Source organism: Flavobacterium tyrosinilyticum (assembly GCF_023656565.1).
Taxonomy (GTDB): Bacteria; Bacteroidota; Bacteroidia; order Flavobacteriales; family Flavobacteriaceae; genus Flavobacterium; species Flavobacterium tyrosinilyticum.
Map to the genome: position 1 here is coordinate 1,177,786 of NZ_JAMOKG010000001.1, position 17,497 is coordinate 1,195,282.

The following is a 17,497-nucleotide window of genomic DNA, read 5'->3' on the forward strand; positions in this document are numbered from 1 at the left end:
AAAATGATTAGAAAGGCTGCCAGATGGTGGCCTTTTTATCTATACAATTTTTAGCGGATTATTGAGATTGTCCAGAATTTGTTGGACTTCTTCGAAATCGTTTGGATGAACTTTGAGTTTGATGCCACCGAGTGCGTTGGAGTAAAATGGCATGACGGAGAGTGTCATTTCGTTTTCAAAAAAGAACGGAATTCCTTCTTGCTCTAGTAAGTGTTTGAGAACTACGGTTTCGTGCAGATAATTGAATACGGCAATCGTTTTGAAGCTTTCCATTTTAGGTCTTTTTGTAAATGTACGAAAAGTTATATTTTTAATAATTCTATTTGCTAAAAAGTATTATCTGATATCTTATTTGTAATTTTAAGCCTTATTAGAAAAGATATATGAGTAAGAAAATTAGAAAGCCGATAAAAAAGGAGAAAGATTTCTCTGGAAAAATACTTAAGATTTTATCGCAAAATGCTAATAAACCTTTCAATTACAAACAAATAGGAGCTAAGCTAGAACTTGATGATACAAATAGTAGAAATCAGATTATAAAAGATCTAAAGATCCTTGCAGCTCAAAAGAAGATTATAGAAACAGAACCTGGAAAATACTTGATTAAAGCAGTAAGCCAAGATTACTACGAAGGAACAATAGATATGACGAGCAGAAAAACGGCATATTTTATTTGTGATGAATTTGAAGAAGATGTTTTTATTCCGACCAATAATTTGAATCGTGCATTAGATAAAGACAAAGTAAAAGTTTACGTTTATAACCGTAGAAAAGGAAAAAGACCTGAAGGTGAAGTAATTGAAGTGGTCGAAAGAGATAAAACAGAATTTGTTGGTGTAATTGATATGCAGCCAAATTTTGCTTTTGTTTCTACTGCAAATCCTAAAATGTATACCGATATTTTTATCCCTAAAGATAAAATTGGTGAAGCAGAAAACGGTGATGTTGTTTTAGTTAAGATTGAAGATTGGCCAAAAAGAGCCGATAGTCCGTTTGGATCTGTAATTCGCGTTTTAGGTAAACCTGGAGAACATAATACTGAAATTCATGCTATTTTAGCCGAATATGGCTTGCCAGCAGATTTTCCTGTTGAAGTAGAGGTGTTTGCGCAAAAGCTGGACACTTCGATTCAGGAATCTGAGATTGCAAAACGTCGTGATATGCGTGATACACTTACGTTTACGATTGACCCAAAAGATGCAAAAGATTTTGATGATGCCTTGTCTTTCAAAAAGTTAGAGAATGGAAACTTTGAAATTGGAATTCATATTGCCGATGTTTCGTATTATTTAGAAGAAGGAACAATCCTAGATGATGAAGCATATCAAAGAGCAACTTCGGTTTATTTGGTCGATAGAGTAGTGCCAATGCTCCCAGAAGTATTGTCTAATTTTGCTTGTTCGCTACGTCCAAATGAAGAGAAATATACATTTTCTGCAGTATTTGAAATTTCGCCAACTTCACAAGTTATCAACCAATGGTTTGGAAGAACAGTAATTTATTCTGATCAACGTTTTGCTTACGAAGAGGCTCAGCATATTATTGAAACAAAAGGAAATAATACCATTCCAGTTGATATTTCTATTACTGGAGAATCGTATGTAGTTTCAGATGAAATTGTTGAAGCCACTTTAAAATTAGATGAATTAGCTAAGATTTTAAGAAAGAAAAGAATGCAGCAAGGCGCTATTTCTTTTGATAAAGTGGAAGTGAAATTTAATCTTAATGAAGAAGGAGAACCAGAAGGAGTGTACTTTAAAGTTTCAAAAGATGCTAATCATTTGATTGAAGAATTTATGCTTTTGGCTAACAGAAAAGTAGCAGAATACATTGGTAAACAAAAGAAAACCTTTGTTTACCGTATTCACGATGAACCAAATGAAGATAAACTGGTTGCCATGCAAACTGTAATTGCTAAGTTTGGTTATAAAATTGATTTTAGGACAAAAGGTGATATAGCAAAATCAATAAATGCTTTAATGGAAGAAGTAAACGGTAAGAAAGAACAAAATCTTATTGATACTCTTGCCATTAGAAGTATGAGCAAAGCCAAATACTCGACTGATAATATTGGTCACTATGGCTTAGCTTTTGATTATTACAGCCATTTTACATCGCCAATTCGTCGTTATCCAGACGTTATGGTACACCGTTTGTTGCAGTATTATTTGGATGGAGGAGCTTCTGTAGATGAGGAAACTTACGAAACCAAATGTCTGCATTGTTCAAACATGGAAAGTTTAGCTACTAATGCTGAGCGAGATAGTATTAAATACATGCAGGTTAAATACATGCAGGATCATCAGGATGAAGAATTTCTTGGTGTTATTTCTGGCGTTACCGAATGGGGAATTTATGTTGAAATCGTTTCTAATAAATGCGAAGGAATGGTAAGAATCAGAGAAATAAAAGAGGATTACTATACTTTTGACGAAAGACAATATGCATTGGTTGGAGCAACTTCAAACCGTTTACTGCAGTTAGGAGACGAAATTTATGTGAAAGTAAAAAATGCCGATTTAGTTAAAAAACAACTGGATTTTCATTTTTTAAGAAGAGCAGAATAAATAATTAATTTAAAAATAAAAGTATGAGAAAGCTAATTATTGGAGCAGCAATTTTATTTGTACAAATGTCTTTTGGTCAGGTGACCAAAGAGTTAGGTGATTTTGATACCGTAAAAGTATTTGATAAATTAAGTGTAAAATTAGTTCAGTCATCTGAAAATAAGATTGTTATAAAAGGAGCAAGAGAAGCAGAGGTTGAAGCGGTTAATAAAAATGGTATTTTAAAATTAAGAATGCCTTTTCCAAAACTTTTGTCTGGAAATGATCTTGATATTACATTATACTACAAACATTTAGAACTTATTGATGTTAATGAAGGAGCAGAGGTAAAAAGCAGTGAAGCTATCAAAGCAACTTCTTTTAAAGTAAGTGCGCAAGAAGGAGGTGTTATTAATGTTGATTTGAATGTTGATAAACTCAAAGTAAGCTCTGTTTCAGGAGGTTCTATCACTTTGACAGGAAAAGCAGAAAATCAAGTTGCAAGTTTAGGAGCAGGAGGTTATTTACTTGCTAGTAAATTAGAGACTTCTCAGACTACTGTAAGCGTTTCTGCGGGCGGAAAAGCCGATGTTAATGCTTCTACCCTTGTCGACGCAAAAGTGAGCGCAGGAGGCTCTATTTACATTTATGGAAAACCAAAGCAAATAAACCAAAAAACTGTTTTTGGCGGTAAAATAGAAGAAGTAAAATAACAAGTAGCAATTTGATGATTAATGATATTCTAGCGGGACTTCCCTGGGGACTTGTTCTTAGTTTTATGGTAGGTCCGGTGTTTTTTGTTTTATTAGAAACCAGTATTACAAAAGGATTTAGAGCTGCAATGGTTTTTGATCTTGGAGTAGTACTAGGTGATATTTTTTTTATTGCTATTGCTTATCTAGGAAGTTACCGTTTGATTTCGAGTTTAAAAGACGATCCAGCGCTTTTTATCTTTGGAGGAATAATTATGCTTTCCTACGGTATTATTTCGTTTGTAAAACTAAAGAAAGAGGAAAAAATAAACGATGAAGAAATTGATCGTGACATTCTGAAAAGAAACTATGGCAGTTTGTTTGTAAAAGGCTTTTTATTGAACGTTATTAACATTGGAGTTTTAGGCTTTTGGCTGGCAGTAATTATCTCTGTAGGACCAAAGTTAGATATGCAGACTTCAAGAATGATGACCTTTTTTGCTGCCGTAATTATCACTTATTTATTAATTGATTGTGCTAAAATTTTATTAGCCAAACAGTTAAAATCAAAAATGACTCCAACTAATATTCTTAAGATTAAAAAAGGAATTAGCATTGTTTTAATGGTTTTCGGATTTGCTTTAGTAATTCAAGGATGGTTTCCAAAAGAAAAAGAAATGGTTAAAAATGCTTTCGAAAGAATAGAGAAGAAGAAGTAGTTGCTAATAACTCAAAAATATAAAATTAAACCTCTGAATTTCAGAGGTTTTTTTGTGTTTATAAGTGTCAGTTTAGAACTTTGTCAAAGTTTAAAAATTTGACAAAGTTGACAACAGTTTGTCATTTCGACGAAGGAGAAATCTTCGCAAGTAACTCCGTAATAATTGTCCAATCTTTGTAGAGCTTCTCGTGGAGATTTCTCCTTCGTCGAAATGACAAGATTGTGGAAAGTTTAGGCATAAAAAAAAGAGACACATTTCTGTATCTCTTTTTGAGGCATCGTCCGGATTCGAACCGGAGTAGGAGCTTTTGCAGAGCCCAGCCTAGCCACTCGGCCACGACGCCATTACTTGAACGGTTGGCAAAAGTAACTAAAATCTTTAAATTTCAAAAGTTTCGAATGAACTATTTTAAAAAAATACAGATTTAATTGCAGTGATTACTTTCTAATTTCCGTCATTTTTATAGTAACTGACTCAACATCACCACCAATAGGCGGATTTATTTTAGAAACCCAAACTGTAGTTTTTTCTACTGTTTCTATCTCTGCCAGCACACGAATATTGATTCTTTTGGCAACATGCTCTAATAAATGCGAACGAATTGCCATTTCTTCGGCTACAATTTTGTTCAAATGAACATAATCTACAGTGTCTAAAAGATGATCTGTTTCTGCTGATTTCTGTAAATTGGTTTTAATTTTTAGATCTACTTTGTAATCAGATCCAATTTTTCCTTCTTCAATTAAACATCCGTGGTAAGAGAAAGTGCGAATGTTTTTAAGTTTAATAACTCCCATTTTTATAATTTTATTCTTGTAGTGTTTGGATTTTGATAATTGGATGTTACAGCGTATACAGTAACTATTTTGTTAACTTCATCAACTGTAAAATGAATAGTGTAAGGAAATTTTTTCAAAGGTAGGGTTCGAACAGTATTGTATTTTTCTTCAAAAAAAGGAAAAGTATGTAAAGTTTCTACGTATTCTTGATATTCATTGAAGAATTTTGTTCCTAGTCCGTTTGAAAGAGATTCGTAGTATTCTCCAATTTCATCTACTTCTAAATCAGCGCGTAAGAGAATAATTATTTCAAACATTACTATTTATTCCATTTTGCGTTGAGTCTTTTTTTCGATTCTTCCCAGCTTACAAAATCCTCAGGTTTAGCATTCTTTATACGATCTAAAACCATTTCTTGCTGCCATAACGGAATTTCATTCTCAACATTTTCATTTACAGAAACATCTGGAATATGCTTAAAAAAACTAATAAAAGTTTCGTAAAAATCGTCTGGAATTGTAACAGTTAATTGTCTCATAATTCTTAATATTTGTACAAAAATACTAATAAAATTAATTTCAAGTTTCAGCTTTAACGTTTCATGTTTTGTGCGACTTAAATAACTTTAAACCTGAAACCTGAAACCTTTTTTTTATCTTTGCTAAAATTACTATAAAATAATGGCATCAGAAGAGAAATCACTCAATTTTATTGAACAAATCATAGAGGAAGACGTAAAATCAGGTCTTTCAAATACTAAACTTCGCTTTCGTTTTCCACCAGAACCTAATGGTTATTTACACATTGGGCACGCAAGTTCTATTGCGTTAAATTTTGGTTTAGGAATTGATTATCAATCTCCTGTGAATTTACGTTTTGATGATACAAACCCTGAAAAAGAAGAACAGGAATTTGTTGATGCTATTAAAAAAGATGTAGAGTGGCTAGGATATAAATGGGCAGAAGAATGTTATGCATCAGATTATTTCCAACAATTATACGAATGGGCAGTTTTATTAATTAAAAAAGATAAAGCTTATGTTGACAGTCAGACTTCTGAAGAAATGGCGATCCAGAAAGGAACTCCAACAACTCCCGGAACTGATAGCCCTTACAGAAATCGTTCTGTTGAAGAAAACTTAGATTTATTCGAAAGAATGAAAAACGGTGAATTTGAGGCTGGTACACATATTCTACGTGCAAAAATTGACATGAAATCAACAAATATGTTAATGCGTGATCCAATTATGTACAGAATTTTGCATAAAGAACATCACAGAACTGGAGATGCTTGGAAAATATACCCAATGTACGATTGGGCACATGGACAAAGTGATTATTTAGAGCAGATTTCTCATTCGTTTTGTACACTAGAATTCTTGCCTCACCGTGAATTATACGATTGGTTTTTAGATCAGATTTTTGATGAAAATAAACTGCGTCCAAAACAAAGAGAATTTGCAAGACGTAACTTATCGCATACTGTTGTTAGTAAAAGAAAATTACAGCAACTAGTTAAAGAAAAGCATGTTAACGGTTGGGATGATCCAAGAATGTCAACCATTTCTGGATTAAGAAGACGTGGTTATACAGCGGCTTCTTTACGTAATTTTGCCAATACAATTGGTATTGCAAAACGTGATAATTTAATAAATGTATCAGTTTTAGAATTCTGCATTCGTGAAGATTTGAACAAAATTGCGCCTCGTGTAATGGCTGTTTTAGATCCTGTAAAACTGGTAATTACCAATTATCCAGAAGGAAAAGAAGAGTGGTTAGAGGCTGAAAACAATCAAGAAGATGAAAGTGCAGGTTTCAGAAAAGTGCCATTTTCTCGTGAGTTATACATCGAAAGAGAAGACTTTTTGGAAGAAGCTCCAGCTAAATTTTTCCGTTTAACTTTAGGAAAAGAAGTTCGTCTTAAAAATGCTTATATTATTAAAGGTGAATCAGTTGTAAAAGATGAAAACGGTAATATTACTGAAATTCATGTAACGTATGATACCGATTCTTTAAGCGGAAGCGGAACAGAAGCAAGCCAAAGAAAAGTATCTGGAACATTGCATTGGGTTTCAATTCAGCATGCATTAGAAGCAGAAGTTCGTTTGTATGATCGTTTGTTTACAGATGAGGCTCCAGACAGTTATAAAGAGAAAAATTTCTTAGATTTTGTGAATCCAAATTCTTTAGAAATTGTAACTGGATATGTTGAACCAAGTTTATCAACAGCTCAAAATGAAGATAAATTTCAGTTTCAACGTTTAGGTTATTTTACTGTTGATAAAGACTCAACTACTTCAAAATTAGTATTTAATAAAACAGTTGGATTAAAAGATGCTTGGGAAGAAAAGGGTAAAAAAGAAGAAAATAGCATCAATAATTCTTTGAAAGATATCAACAAATATTTTAAAGTTGAGAGTAAACCAGAGCGTATTGCAATTGAAAGTGCGATAGGGGAGAACATCAAAAATATCTCTACTTTTTCTCTTTTACAAAATTCTTTGAAGAAGAATATCAACAATAATAAAGCTTCGCTGTTGTTTTCTCAATTTATTTTGAAGTATTCAAACTGGAAATCAACCGATTTTGAAGAAGAAGATATTAAGAAATTATATTCAATGTCTTTAAAAAGTGAATCTACTTATGTAAGGTCAAAAGCACTTTTAAATTTGAGAGATATTGAAAGTGAAAGTTTCAAAGATCAATATGATGATGAAATTTTGAAATTATATTCAAATCCACCAAAAAATGCTTCAGAAAGAGAAATTGAAATTCTTTCTGAAATGGTAAAGAAGTAATATCAACTAAATTTATGAAAAGCGCTTTTATAAGCGCTTTTTTTAATTATATAGATTTACTATTGAAATATATAAATTTATAATTTTTATAGATTAAAAGTGACTTTCATAAATTGATTTTAATAGAAAATAAAATTATGTTGGATAAGAAATTCACTTTTTAATTTTTCGTCTATTTAGAAGCTTTATTTGAGTTTTTGCTTCTTTTAAGTCCCAATTTTGCTCGAAAGGTAGTTTTAATAAATTAAATTTATAAATATAATATTTTAAATTAATTATATTTATTATTTATAAAATCTATTATATTTTAAATTTATATTTATTTTATAGATTAAAAATGACTTTCATAAATTAATTTTAAGAGGAAATAAAAAATGGTTAAATAGAAAAGACCTTTTTTAAATTTTCATGCAGCAAAACTCCTTATTTCATCTTTTTTCTTTTTTGACTCCAATTTTCTTCTCCAAATCTGAAAAATTCAGTTTTTTCCTAATTTTTAAAATTTTGACTTCAATTTTTAATTTATAAGTTTTATTTATTGATATTTTTTAATTTTAGTATTTAATTATTATTTAATAAATTGATCATAAAATTAAAAATAATAGTTTTTATATATTGATTTTAACATTCATAAATTGATTTTAAGACGTTTTTTAAACTTGATTGATAGATAACTCATTTTTTAGATTATTGTTTATTTACGGTCTTTATTTACTTTTTTACTGTTGTTTTAGTCAGTTTAACGGCTTGTTAACACACAATTGTTTATAAAGTTGCTATTTTTAACTCAATACCAAAAGTCAGAGATGATTTTTGTAAAAAATTAAAATTTGCCGTAAAGAATCTAAGTTGAAATTTATTGTTTTTAGAAACTCGTAATTTTTATAACAATAGATTTTCAAAACTGATTTCCTAAAAAGACAATTTTATGTTCTGATTTTTATTATGATGTAATTTTGATAATATTTCCCGTAAAAGATATTTTTTCAAATTGTATCGTAATGTATAAAATTCCATAATGTTGAATTTGAGTGAAAGTTTAGTTTTTAAATTTCAGGTCTGACAATTTTTAATTTAAATCTAATTATCATGAAAATTTTATATTTCGCAGTAGCGCTATTATTTGCAAACGTTGCAATTTCGCAAACACATCAAATTACAAAACACAATGGAGAACAACTTGATGTAAATTTTATTAAAAACGAAAATGGCTTTGTTTATTATTCTTTAAACGGAAGTTCTGAAGAAATCAAAATTAGTAAACATGCTGTTTCATCAGTTACAAACAAACAGAGTAAACAAACTCAGAAAGTTTCTGATAAAATAGTAGTGGATTCAAAAGATGATTACAAAATGGTAACTGTTCTTCCACAAGAAAAAACAATAGGACTGAAACAAGTTGCTAGTTTTACTGGTGTCTCAACAAGGACAAAAGGGGAACCGCCAATTGCAAATCAGAACCAGACTGCTATGAGAATCAAATCTAAGTCAGCTTCAAATGGATATCCGTTTGTTAGCATTGTTGAAAAAGCAGATGGTAAGTATGAAGCTGTAGCTTATGTGTATTAATAATATTGTTAATTTTGTATAAATTACAATTAATCAAAGTTTTATCATTTTAAAAAAGAGTATCTTTATTAATAATTTTAAATTGTAACTATCATGTCTAAGAATTTAAATACAGCAGCAGCAATTTTAGCTGCAGCAGCTGCAGGAGCGGCAATTGGAATTTTATTTGCTCCAGATAAAGGATCAAAAACTAGAGCAAAAATTAAAGAAGGTATCGATGATGCCAAACATAATCTGAAAGATTCTTTTGATGCCAGCTCTGAAGTTCTTCGTGAAAAATTTACGAGTGCTACTCATAATCTTGACGGAACTTTGAATGAGTTACTTTCTAATGTTAGCCATAAAACAGAAGAAGTAATCACTTTTTTAGAAACTAAATTGGCTGATTTAAAAGCACAAAACGCTAAATTTCAGAAATAATAATTGTATAAAGCACATTACTTGCTTATTTTTATAAGAAAGTTTTGTGCTTTTTTTTATCTAAAATTTTAATTATGGCTTTTGAAGAATTAAAAGAAAACACTGAAAAAGTTCAAGATCAGGCTAAAGAATATATTGATAGTCATTTAGCTTATTACAAACTTTGGGGTTTTAAGGTTGCAATGAAATCGACAACTTTGATCTTTAAGTTTACCTTGATTTTATTATGTTTCAGTATGGTTATGATTTTTGGATCTTTTGCTGCAGCGTACGCTTTTGGTTCTTTGTTTGAAAGTAATGCCCTCGGATTTTTGGCAGTAGGAGGGATCTATCTTTTCTTTACCATTTTACTTTTCTTTCTAAAGGATAAGTTTGTTGAAGGACCAATTTTGGAGAAATTTTCAGAAATCTTTTTTAATGATTAATTATGGAAAGAAAAAAATACTCTTCGTATGCTGAGATTGAAAGAGATCTGGAAATTCTAAAACTAGAAAAAGAAATCAATTATCAAAAATTGGTTTTAAGTTTTCAGAAAACTAAGGAAAGCATAACACCGCAAAATATTGTAAATGGTTTTGTTTCATCTTACACAGGTTATATCAAAAAATCATTTCCAGAAATTTTACAATCTATTTTACCATTTGTGATCAATTGGTTTATAAATAAAAAAAGAGGCAATTAAGCCTCTTTTTTATTTTCTAAAATTATTATTGAACATCTGGTTGAATGTCATCTTCATATCCAGATTGAGGTTGAATAGGTTTTGGTTTCTCTACTTTTTTATTGTGTTTTTTCATCATTTCGCCAACTTGGTTTGATGCTGTAAATGATGCAACCATATTATTCAACATATCACTACCAGCTTGTGGAGAATTTGGAAGTAAAATTAAATTAGAATTTGCATCAGCTCCAATTGCTTGTAAAGTATCATAATGCTGTGTCACTACAATTAGGGCAGAAGCTTCTTGAGAATTAATTCCAACATTGTTCAAAACTTCAACACTTTCTACAAGACCTCTTGCAATTTCACGACGCTGATCTGCAATACCTTGACCTTGCAAACGTTTACTTTCTGCTTCGGCTTTTGCTTTTGCAACGATTCTAATTCTTGAACTTTCAGCTTCAAATTCTGCAGCCGTTTTTTCTCTGTCCGCAGCATTAATTCTGTTCATTGCATTTTTTACCTGAATGTCTGGATCAATATCGGTAACCAAAGTATTGATGATATCATATCCGTAAGTAGACATTGCTTCGTTCAATTCACGTTTTACTGCAACTGCAATATCATCCTTTCTTTCAAAAACATCATCCAATTTTAGTTTAGGAACTTCGGCACGAACGACATCAAATACGTAAGAAGTAATTTGATCGTGTGGATATTCAAGTTTATAAAAAGCTTCATATACTTTTTCCTGAATTACTTTGAACTGAACAGAAACTTTCATTTTAATAAAAACGTTGTCTCTAGTTTTAGTTTCGATGATAACATCTAACTGCTGAATTTTAAGATTTACTCTTCCAGCTAATCTATCAACCAACGGAATTTTAAGTTGTAATCCAGAATTTCTAACACTTTGAAATTTTCCAAATCGTTCGATAATAACAGACGATTGCTGTTTTACAGTAAAGAAAGACGACATGAAAATGAAGAATGCCAATACTAAAAAGATAATAAATGCTGTACTCATGGTTATTTAGTTTAATTTATGAATTTCGGTAAATTACGAAAATTCTTCTAAATTAAAATTTTAAAACATTAAAAAAACGCTAAGAACATTTTTGAGATGTTGCTTAGCGTTTGTTTTTTTAACCATTAAGGTATTAAGAAAATTAAGATCAAAGCTTTGTCAAGAGAATTAAACTTAGCTTTATGAACTTTTAAGTTCTGTTTTTTACCATCAAGAAATGCTTAATTAACTTAATATCTTAATGGTAAAATTTTTTACAAAGAAGAAATTGCTTTCTGAATTCTAGAAATAGTTTCTTCTTTTCCAATGATTTCAACAATGTCAAATAGGTGAGGACCTTTAAGAGCTCCAACCAAACTTAGACGAAAAGGTTGCATTACTTTACCCATTCCGATTTCGTTTTTGGTTAACCAATCTTTTACAATTGTTTCAATATTTGCAGAAGTAAAATCTTCGATATTTTCTAAAACAGAAATCAATTCTTGCATTAAAGTTGGAGTTTCATCTTTCCAATTTTTACTTGCTTTTTCATCATAAGATGAGGGCGGTTGGAAAAAGAAATCAGTCAAATCCCAAAATTCAGAAACAAAGTTTGCTCTTTCTTTAATCAAAGAAACAATTCTTGTAAGATCATATTTAGAAACATCAATGCCTTTTTCTTCTAAAATAGGAGAGAAGGTTTTGGCTAAATCAGCATCATTTTGTTTTACTAAATATTGGTGATTGAACCATTTGTTTTTCTCTGGATCAAATTTTGCTCCAGCTTTGTGAACTCTGTTTAAGTCAAAAGATTGAGCTAATTCTTCTAAAGAAAATAATTCTTTGTCTGTTCCGTCATTCCATCCAAGCAAAGCAAGGAAGTTTACAACTGCTTCCGGGAAAAATCCTTTTTCTCTATAACCAGATGAAACGCTTTCTTCAGTTTTCCATTCTAATGGAAATACTGGGAATCCCATTTTATCTCCATCTCTTTTTGATAATTTACCATTTCCAATTGGTTTTAAAATCAAAGGTAAATGAGCAAATTCTGGAGCTTCCCAACCAAAAGCTTTGTATAATAAAACGTGAAGTGGCATAGATGGCAACCATTCTTCACCACGAATTACATGTGATGTTTCCATCAAATGATCATCGACAATATTGGCTAAATGGTATGTCGGCATTCCATCACTTTTGAACAAAACTTTATCATCCAAAAGATTAGTTTCAAACTTCACATCACCGCGAATAATATCTTTCAAATGTAAAGTTTCGTCAACTGGAGTTTTAAAACGGATTACATAATGTTCTCCATTATCAATTCTTTTCGAAACTTCATCAGCAGAAATTACTAAAGAGGTATCTAACTTTTCACGGTTTGTATGATTGTAAATAAATGTTTTTCCTTCAGCTTCATGTTGTTTTCTATGTGCATCCAAAGCTTCTGGAGTATCAAAAGCATAATAAGCCCAACCAGAATTGATTAATTGATCTGCATATTGCTGGTATAAATCTTTACGTTCGCTTTGTCTGTATGGACCAAATTTTTCATTTTTTCCAACTGTTTCTTCGGGAGCAATTCCTAACCATTCAAGAGCTTCCATAATGTAAGTCTCTGCACCTGGAACAAAACGAGTCTGATCTGTATCTTCAATTCTCAGATAAAAAACACCGTTATGTTTCTTTGCAAATAAATAATTAAATAGGGCAGTACGAACTCCGCCAATATGTAATGGTCCAGTCGGACTTGGTGCAAAACGCACACGAACTTGCTTTGACATTTGTTTAAATTTTGTTGCAAAGATACGTTTTATGATTTTAGATTTCAGAATGTTGATTTTAGATTTTGAAATCTTAGAACCTTAGCGTCTTAGTAACTTAATCTTAAAAAGGTATTATTATAATTACTACTTTTATAGGTTATAATTAAAACAGATTTATTTTGAAAACATCATCTGCAATATATCAAAAGCTAGAGGCTTTCATTAAGAAATATTATACCAACGAATTGATAAAAGGGATATTACTTTTTACTGGTTTTGGTTTATTATATTTTCTATTTACGCTTTTTGTAGAGTACTTTCTTTGGTTAAAACCTCTGGGAAGAACTTTTCTATTTTGGTTATTTGTTGGAGTTGAAGTTTTCCTTTTGGTCCGTTTAATTCTTTTTCCATTGTTCAAGTTATTCAAACTTCAAAAGGGAATAGATTATACTCAAGCTTCAAAAATTATTGGAAATCATTTTACAGAAGTAAGTGATAAGCTGACGAACTTTTTGCAATTGTCTTCTGAAAATAATAATGAAAGTTCGGAATTGGTTTTAGCTTCAATCGAACAAAAAGCAAATTCTTTGCAACCAATCCCGTTTGGAAATGCCATCAATTTTAAAGCAAATAAAAAATATTTGCCATTGGCTTTAGTTCCAATTGTGCTTTTTGCAGTGTTTTATATTTCTGGAAATAGCAATATTATTTCACAAAGTTTGAATAGAGTAGTGCATTTCAATTCTGCTTTTTTACCGCCAGCTCCTTTCAAATTTGTGGTTTTGAATTCGAATTTGCAAGCAGAGCAAAACAAAGATTTTGTGATCAAAATGGAATCTGTTGGGAATATAGTTCCAGAAAATGTAATGATTCATATTGGCGATGAAAGTTATTTTATGGAATCTTCTCAACCTGGAAAGTTTGAATTTAAAGTGGAGAAACCAGCAGAAGATATTCGTTTTTCTTTTGAAGGAAACTCGGTAGTTTCTGAAGAATATGATTTGAAAGTTATCACTGTTCCGTCAATTGCAAACTTCGAAATGGTTTTGAATTTTCCTTCTTATCTAAAGAAAAAATCAGAGACAATTCAAGGAACTGGAAATGCAATTGTACCTGAAGGAACAACTGTAACTTGGAAAATGAATACCAAATCTACACAAGAAGTAGCATGGAAAAGAGATAATGAAGTTTTTAAGTTTAATAAGGTGGAAAATGAGTTTAAATTGGCTAAAAATATTAGTCAAAATACAGAATATCAAATTCTTACGTCTAACGATAAGGTTAAAAACTACGAGAAATTAGACTATCAGCTCTCTGTGATAAAAGATCAGTTTCCAACCATCAATGTTGGGCCAGCGCCAGATAGTTTGAAGTTAGATAAGAACTATATTCTAGGTAGATTGGGTGATGATTATGGACTTTCGAAACTGCAAATTGTATACTATGAACGTAACAAACCTCAGTCTGCTAAGCGTGGAAACATTCCTGTAAAGGCTGCAGTATTTGATCAGTTTGTTTTTAATTTCCCAAGCAATCTCCCAGTAGAAGAAGGAGTGTCTTACGAGTACTATTTTGAAGTTTTTGATAACGATGCACCACACGGATTTAAGAGTACAAAGTCTTCTACATTTTCAGATCGTGTAGCTACAACAGATGAAATTCAGGATCAAGAATTACAACAGCAAAATCAAAATATTAATAGTTTATCTAAATCTTTGAAGAACCAAACAAAGCAGATTTCAGAAATGGATAAGCTTCAGAATACAGGAAAAGAAAAAGATAATTTAGAGTTTAAAGATCAGCAGAAGATCAATGATTTTATCAAACGTCAGAAACAACAAGACGAAATGATGAAACAATTCTCTGAGAAAATGAATCAGAATCTGGATAAGTTTAAAGATGATAAGAAAGATAAAACTGCTGAAGATTTACAAAAGCGTTTAGATAATGCACAGAAAGATTTAGAAAAGAATCAGAAATTATTAGACGAATTAAAGAACTTGAATGATAAATTAAACAGCGAAGAACTGTTTGATAAGATGGAAAAGTTCAAACAAATCAGTAAAAACCAATCTCGTAATTTAGAACAATTGGTGGAGTTGACCAAGCGTTTTTATGTTTCTAAGAAAGCAGAGCAAGTTGCTGAGAAACTAAATAAACTGTCAGAACAACAGGAACAGTTATCTAGTAAAGAGAAAGAAAATACGAAAGAGAAGCAAGATGAAATCAATAAATCTTTTGATAAGATTCAGGAAGATTTAAAAGATTTGAAAGAGGAGAATAAGACTTTGAAGAAACCTTTGGATATTCCATCTGATGCTTCTAAAGAAAAAGATGTAGACAATGATCTTAATAAAGCTTCTGAAGAATTGAGCAAAAAGAATACTTCTGCGGCTAAGCCAAAGCAGAAAAGTGCGGCTAAGAAAATGAAGTCTATGGCTCAAGAAATGCAGAGCGAAATGGAAGGTGGAGAACAAGAACAATTGGAAGAAGATGTAGCAATGCTTCGTCAGATTCTAGATAATCTTTTGGCTTATTCTTTATCACAAGAAGATGTGATGAAACAGTTCAAAGCAATGAAATTGGGTTCCTCTACATTTACAAAGAACATCAAGATTCAGCAGAATTTGAAACAGCAGTTTAGACATGTAGATGATAGTTTGTTTGCACTTTCATTACGTAACCCAAAGGTAGCAGAAGACGTAACTAAAGAAATTGGAAATGTACAATACAACATGGACAAGGCGATTGAAACTTTAACTGATGTTCAAATTCCAAGAGGAGTTTCACACCAACAATATGCAGTTTCATCTGCTAATAAGTTAGCCGATTTCTTGAGTGATCTATTAAATAATATGCAGATGTCTATGCCTAAACCAGGAGCGGGAAAACCTAAACCAGGAGACGGACAAGGAATGCAATTGCCAGATATTATTCAGAAACAAAAAGGACTTGCTGATAAGATGAAAGAAGGCATGAAACCTGGACAGCAATCTGGAGATAAACCTGGAGAAGGTAAAGATGGAAAGTCTGGACAAGGGCAAAATGGACAAGGAAAAGAAGGTCAGGGTAAAGAAGGACAAGGTAACAAAAGTGGAGATAAAGGTTCTTCTGGTAAAGAGGGTAAGAGCGGAAAAGGAGAGAAGAACGGTAATGAAGGAGAAGATGGCGAAGGAGATGCTGAAGCTATAATGGAGATATACAAAGAGCAAGTTAAACTTAGAGAAGCATTACAAAAGGAGTTAGCAAAGAAAGGTTTGGATGCTCAAGGAAAATCTATAATAGACCAAATGAAACAATCTGAAAAGCAGATTTTGAACAAAGGATTTAAGAATGAGAACCTGCTGCGTATACTAAATATACAACAAGAATTATGGAAATTAAACAACGCAGTTCAGCAACAAGGGCAAGATACACAAAGACAATCTGAAACTAATAAGGCTGAATTTAATAACCGTTCAAATGCTTTGCCAAGTTCATTATTGGAATATTTAAACAGCGTTGAGATATTAAACAGACAATCACTACCTTTGCGCTCGAATTTTAATCAAAAAGTTCAAGAATACTTTAATACAAAATGATAAATTTTAATTACGAAACAGATTTTACTTTAGGAGACGAGCAGGCTTTTAGTGACTGGCTAAGCGCTGTAATTGTTTCTGAGAATAAGAATGAAGGCGAGATCAACTATATATTTTGTGACGATGAATATCTACATAAAATCAATGTAGAATATCTAGATCACGACACGCTTACAGATATTATTAGTTTTGATTACTCTGTTGGTAACGAGTTAAATGGAGATATTTTTGTTTCTGTAGAACGTGTTGCAGATAATGCAAAAGATTTCAATGTTTCATTTGCTGAAGAACTTAAGAGAGTGCTGTCTCATGGTATATTACATTACTGTGGATACAAAGATAAATCAGAAGAAGAAGCTCAATTAATGAGACAAAAAGAAGAAGAGAAGATGAAGATGTTTCACGTGGAACAGTAATTGAATCTCTTTTTAATATATATGTTTCACGTGGAACGTTTTTGGTTTTTGATTTTTGATTTTTAAAACGTTCCACGTGAAACATATTTAAGAAGAATAGAAGAATTTTACAACGTTCCACGTGGAATGTTAAAGTAAAGAATTCGTATAAAAGATTAAATCGTTCCACGTGGAACGATTTTTAGGTTTGAATTTAAAGAGAATGAAGCAGATGTTTCACGTGGAACATGGTTAAAAAATGTTCTTTGGATGTTTAGAATGGATGTTTAGAATGGAAGTTTAGAATGGAAGTTTAGAATGGAAGTTTAGAATGGAAGTTTAGGATGGAAGTTTAGAATGGAAGTTTAGAATGGAAGTTTAGAATGGAAGTTTAGAAATGTTTCACGTGAAACATTTCTTTCAGAAGTTCTGCTTTGAAAGTTCTGCTTTGAAAGTTCTGCTTTGAAAGTTCTGCTTTGAAAGTTCTGCTTTGAAAGTTCTGCTTTGAAAGTTCTGCTTTGAAAGTTCTGCTTTGAAAGTTCTGCTTTGAAAGTTCTGCTTTGAA

At 31.3% G+C, this 17,497-nt stretch carries 17 protein-coding genes and 1 tRNA gene; 10 read left to right on the top strand and 8 right to left on the bottom strand.

Features of this window, described 5'->3' with window-relative positions:
• Nucleotides 1–39: 39 nt before the first annotated feature.
• The gene (locus NCC77_RS05240) at nucleotides 40–273 is read right to left on the bottom strand and encodes a putative signal transducing protein (RefSeq protein ID WP_095930570.1); all 234 of its coding nucleotides are present in this window, start codon (nucleotides 271–273) and stop codon (nucleotides 40–42) included.
• A 110-nt stretch (nucleotides 274–383) separates the two neighbouring features.
• On the opposite strand from NCC77_RS05240, the gene rnr reads away from it, so the two are divergent.
• From rnr to NCC77_RS05255, 3 genes are read left to right on the top strand one after another with little or no spacing between them, the layout of a single operon-like run.
• Nucleotides 384–2,567 (top strand): ribonuclease R, encoded by a 2,184-nt coding sequence (rnr, locus tag NCC77_RS05245; protein ID WP_250834646.1) that lies wholly within the window; start codon nucleotides 384–386, stop codon nucleotides 2,565–2,567.
• Nucleotides 2,568–2,590: 23 nt separating this feature from the next.
• Nucleotides 2,591–3,259 (top strand): head GIN domain-containing protein, encoded by a 669-nt coding sequence (locus tag NCC77_RS05250; RefSeq protein ID WP_248728823.1) that lies wholly within the window; start codon nucleotides 2,591–2,593, stop codon nucleotides 3,257–3,259.
• Between the two features lie 14 nt (nucleotides 3,260–3,273).
• On the top strand, nucleotides 3,274–3,957 hold the full coding sequence (locus tag NCC77_RS05255) for a LysE family translocator (RefSeq protein ID WP_250834647.1): 684 nt from the start codon (nucleotides 3,274–3,276) through the stop codon (nucleotides 3,955–3,957).
• Between the two features lie 275 nt (nucleotides 3,958–4,232).
• On the opposite strand, the gene NCC77_RS05260 is transcribed toward NCC77_RS05255, so the two are convergent.
• The 4 genes from NCC77_RS05260 to NCC77_RS05275 all read right to left on the bottom strand — a co-directional run bounded on the left by NCC77_RS05260 (nucleotide 4,233) and on the right by NCC77_RS05275 (nucleotide 5,277).
• Nucleotides 4,233–4,303, bottom strand: a tRNA-Cys gene (locus NCC77_RS05260).
• A 94-nt stretch (nucleotides 4,304–4,397) separates the two neighbouring features.
• Nucleotides 4,398–4,757 (bottom strand): dihydroneopterin aldolase, encoded by a 360-nt coding sequence (gene folB, locus NCC77_RS05265; protein WP_250834648.1) that lies wholly within the window; start codon nucleotides 4,755–4,757, stop codon nucleotides 4,398–4,400.
• Between the two features lie 2 nt (nucleotides 4,758–4,759).
• Nucleotides 4,760–5,056, bottom strand: coding sequence for a hypothetical protein (locus NCC77_RS05270; RefSeq protein WP_250834649.1), 297 nt, complete (start codon nucleotides 5,054–5,056; stop codon nucleotides 4,760–4,762).
• Between the two features lie 2 nt (nucleotides 5,057–5,058).
• Nucleotides 5,059–5,277: a hypothetical protein gene (locus tag NCC77_RS05275; RefSeq protein ID WP_250834650.1), complete on the bottom strand. Its 219-nt coding sequence runs from the start codon at nucleotides 5,275–5,277 to the stop codon at nucleotides 5,059–5,061.
• Between the two features lie 142 nt (nucleotides 5,278–5,419).
• Here NCC77_RS05275 and NCC77_RS05280 point away from each other — a divergent pair, with 142 nt between their 5' ends.
• The 5 genes from NCC77_RS05280 (at nucleotide 5,420) to NCC77_RS05300 (ending at nucleotide 10,208) form a co-directional block, all read left to right on the top strand.
• The gene (locus tag NCC77_RS05280; RefSeq protein ID WP_250834651.1) at nucleotides 5,420–7,537 is read left to right on the top strand and encodes a glutamine--tRNA ligase/YqeY domain fusion protein; all 2,118 of its coding nucleotides are present in this window, start codon (nucleotides 5,420–5,422) and stop codon (nucleotides 7,535–7,537) included.
• Nucleotides 7,538–8,626: 1,089 nt separating this feature from the next.
• Nucleotides 8,627–9,106 (top strand): hypothetical protein, encoded by a 480-nt coding sequence (locus NCC77_RS05285; protein WP_250834652.1) that lies wholly within the window; start codon nucleotides 8,627–8,629, stop codon nucleotides 9,104–9,106.
• A gap of 93 nt (nucleotides 9,107–9,199) precedes the next feature.
• Entirely contained in the window at nucleotides 9,200–9,526 is a 327-nt protein-coding gene (locus NCC77_RS05290; protein ID WP_095930164.1) for a YtxH domain-containing protein, read from the top strand.
• Nucleotides 9,527–9,600: 74 nt separating this feature from the next.
• On the top strand, nucleotides 9,601–9,951 hold the full coding sequence (locus NCC77_RS05295; protein ID WP_250834653.1) for a competence protein: 351 nt from the start codon (nucleotides 9,601–9,603) through the stop codon (nucleotides 9,949–9,951).
• 2 nt (nucleotides 9,952–9,953) lie between these two features.
• Entirely contained in the window at nucleotides 9,954–10,208 is a 255-nt protein-coding gene (locus tag NCC77_RS05300; protein ID WP_250834654.1) for a DUF6327 family protein, read from the top strand.
• A 25-nt stretch (nucleotides 10,209–10,233) separates the two neighbouring features.
• Here the strand turns inward: NCC77_RS05300 and NCC77_RS05305 are convergent, their stop codons facing one another.
• Nucleotides 10,234–11,214: an SPFH domain-containing protein gene (locus tag NCC77_RS05305; protein WP_095930167.1), complete on the bottom strand. Its 981-nt coding sequence runs from the start codon at nucleotides 11,212–11,214 to the stop codon at nucleotides 10,234–10,236.
• Nucleotides 11,215–11,468: 254 nt separating this feature from the next.
• Entirely contained in the window at nucleotides 11,469–12,974 is a 1,506-nt protein-coding gene (gene gltX, locus NCC77_RS05310) for a glutamate--tRNA ligase (RefSeq protein ID WP_250834655.1), read from the bottom strand.
• A 161-nt stretch (nucleotides 12,975–13,135) separates the two neighbouring features.
• Between gltX and NCC77_RS05315 the strand changes: the two genes are divergently transcribed.
• Together NCC77_RS05315 and ybeY are read left to right on the top strand one after the other, a co-directional pair.
• A complete protein-coding gene (locus NCC77_RS05315) occupies nucleotides 13,136–16,537 on the top strand; it encodes a hypothetical protein (protein WP_250834656.1) in 3,402 nt (1,133 codons plus the stop codon).
• Nucleotides 16,534–16,953, top strand: coding sequence for an rRNA maturation RNase YbeY (gene ybeY, locus NCC77_RS05320; protein WP_177211524.1), 420 nt, complete (start codon nucleotides 16,534–16,536; stop codon nucleotides 16,951–16,953). The genes NCC77_RS05315 and ybeY overlap by 4 nt, the downstream gene beginning before the upstream one ends.
• A 344-nt stretch (nucleotides 16,954–17,297) precedes the next feature.
• Here the strand turns inward: ybeY and NCC77_RS05325 are convergent.
• Nucleotides 17,298–17,497, bottom strand: a 200-nt coding sequence (locus tag NCC77_RS05325) for a hypothetical protein (RefSeq protein ID WP_250834657.1), incomplete at its 5' end; no start/stop codon positions are given.

Coding starts and splice junctions, on each gene's coding strand:
- NCC77_RS05300 (WP_250834654.1), top strand. CDS start 9,954: ATGGAAAGAAAAAAATACTCTTCGTATGCTGAGATTGAAAGAGATCTG.
- NCC77_RS05295 (WP_250834653.1), top strand. CDS start 9,601: ATGGCTTTTGAAGAATTAAAAGAAAACACTGAAAAAGTTCAAGATCAG.
- ybeY (WP_177211524.1), top strand. CDS start 16,534: ATGATAAATTTTAATTACGAAACAGATTTTACTTTAGGAGACGAGCAG.
- NCC77_RS05285 (WP_250834652.1), top strand. CDS start 8,627: ATGAAAATTTTATATTTCGCAGTAGCGCTATTATTTGCAAACGTTGCA.
- NCC77_RS05290 (WP_095930164.1), top strand. CDS start 9,200: ATGTCTAAGAATTTAAATACAGCAGCAGCAATTTTAGCTGCAGCAGCT.
- rnr (WP_250834646.1), top strand. CDS start 384: ATGAGTAAGAAAATTAGAAAGCCGATAAAAAAGGAGAAAGATTTCTCT.
- NCC77_RS05305 (WP_095930167.1), bottom strand. CDS start 11,214: ATGAGTACAGCATTTATTATCTTTTTAGTATTGGCATTCTTCATTTTC.
- NCC77_RS05255 (WP_250834647.1), top strand. CDS start 3,274: ATGATTAATGATATTCTAGCGGGACTTCCCTGGGGACTTGTTCTTAGT.
- NCC77_RS05270 (WP_250834649.1), bottom strand. CDS start 5,056: ATGTTTGAAATAATTATTCTCTTACGCGCTGATTTAGAAGTAGATGAA.
- gltX (WP_250834655.1), bottom strand. CDS start 12,974: ATGTCAAAGCAAGTTCGTGTGCGTTTTGCACCAAGTCCGACTGGACCA.
- folB (WP_250834648.1), bottom strand. CDS start 4,757: ATGGGAGTTATTAAACTTAAAAACATTCGCACTTTCTCTTACCACGGA.
- NCC77_RS05275 (WP_250834650.1), bottom strand. CDS start 5,277: ATGAGACAATTAACTGTTACAATTCCAGACGATTTTTACGAAACTTTT.
- NCC77_RS05250 (WP_248728823.1), top strand. CDS start 2,591: ATGAGAAAGCTAATTATTGGAGCAGCAATTTTATTTGTACAAATGTCT.
- NCC77_RS05280 (WP_250834651.1), top strand. CDS start 5,420: ATGGCATCAGAAGAGAAATCACTCAATTTTATTGAACAAATCATAGAG.
- NCC77_RS05240 (WP_095930570.1), bottom strand. CDS start 273: ATGGAAAGCTTCAAAACGATTGCCGTATTCAATTATCTGCACGAAACC.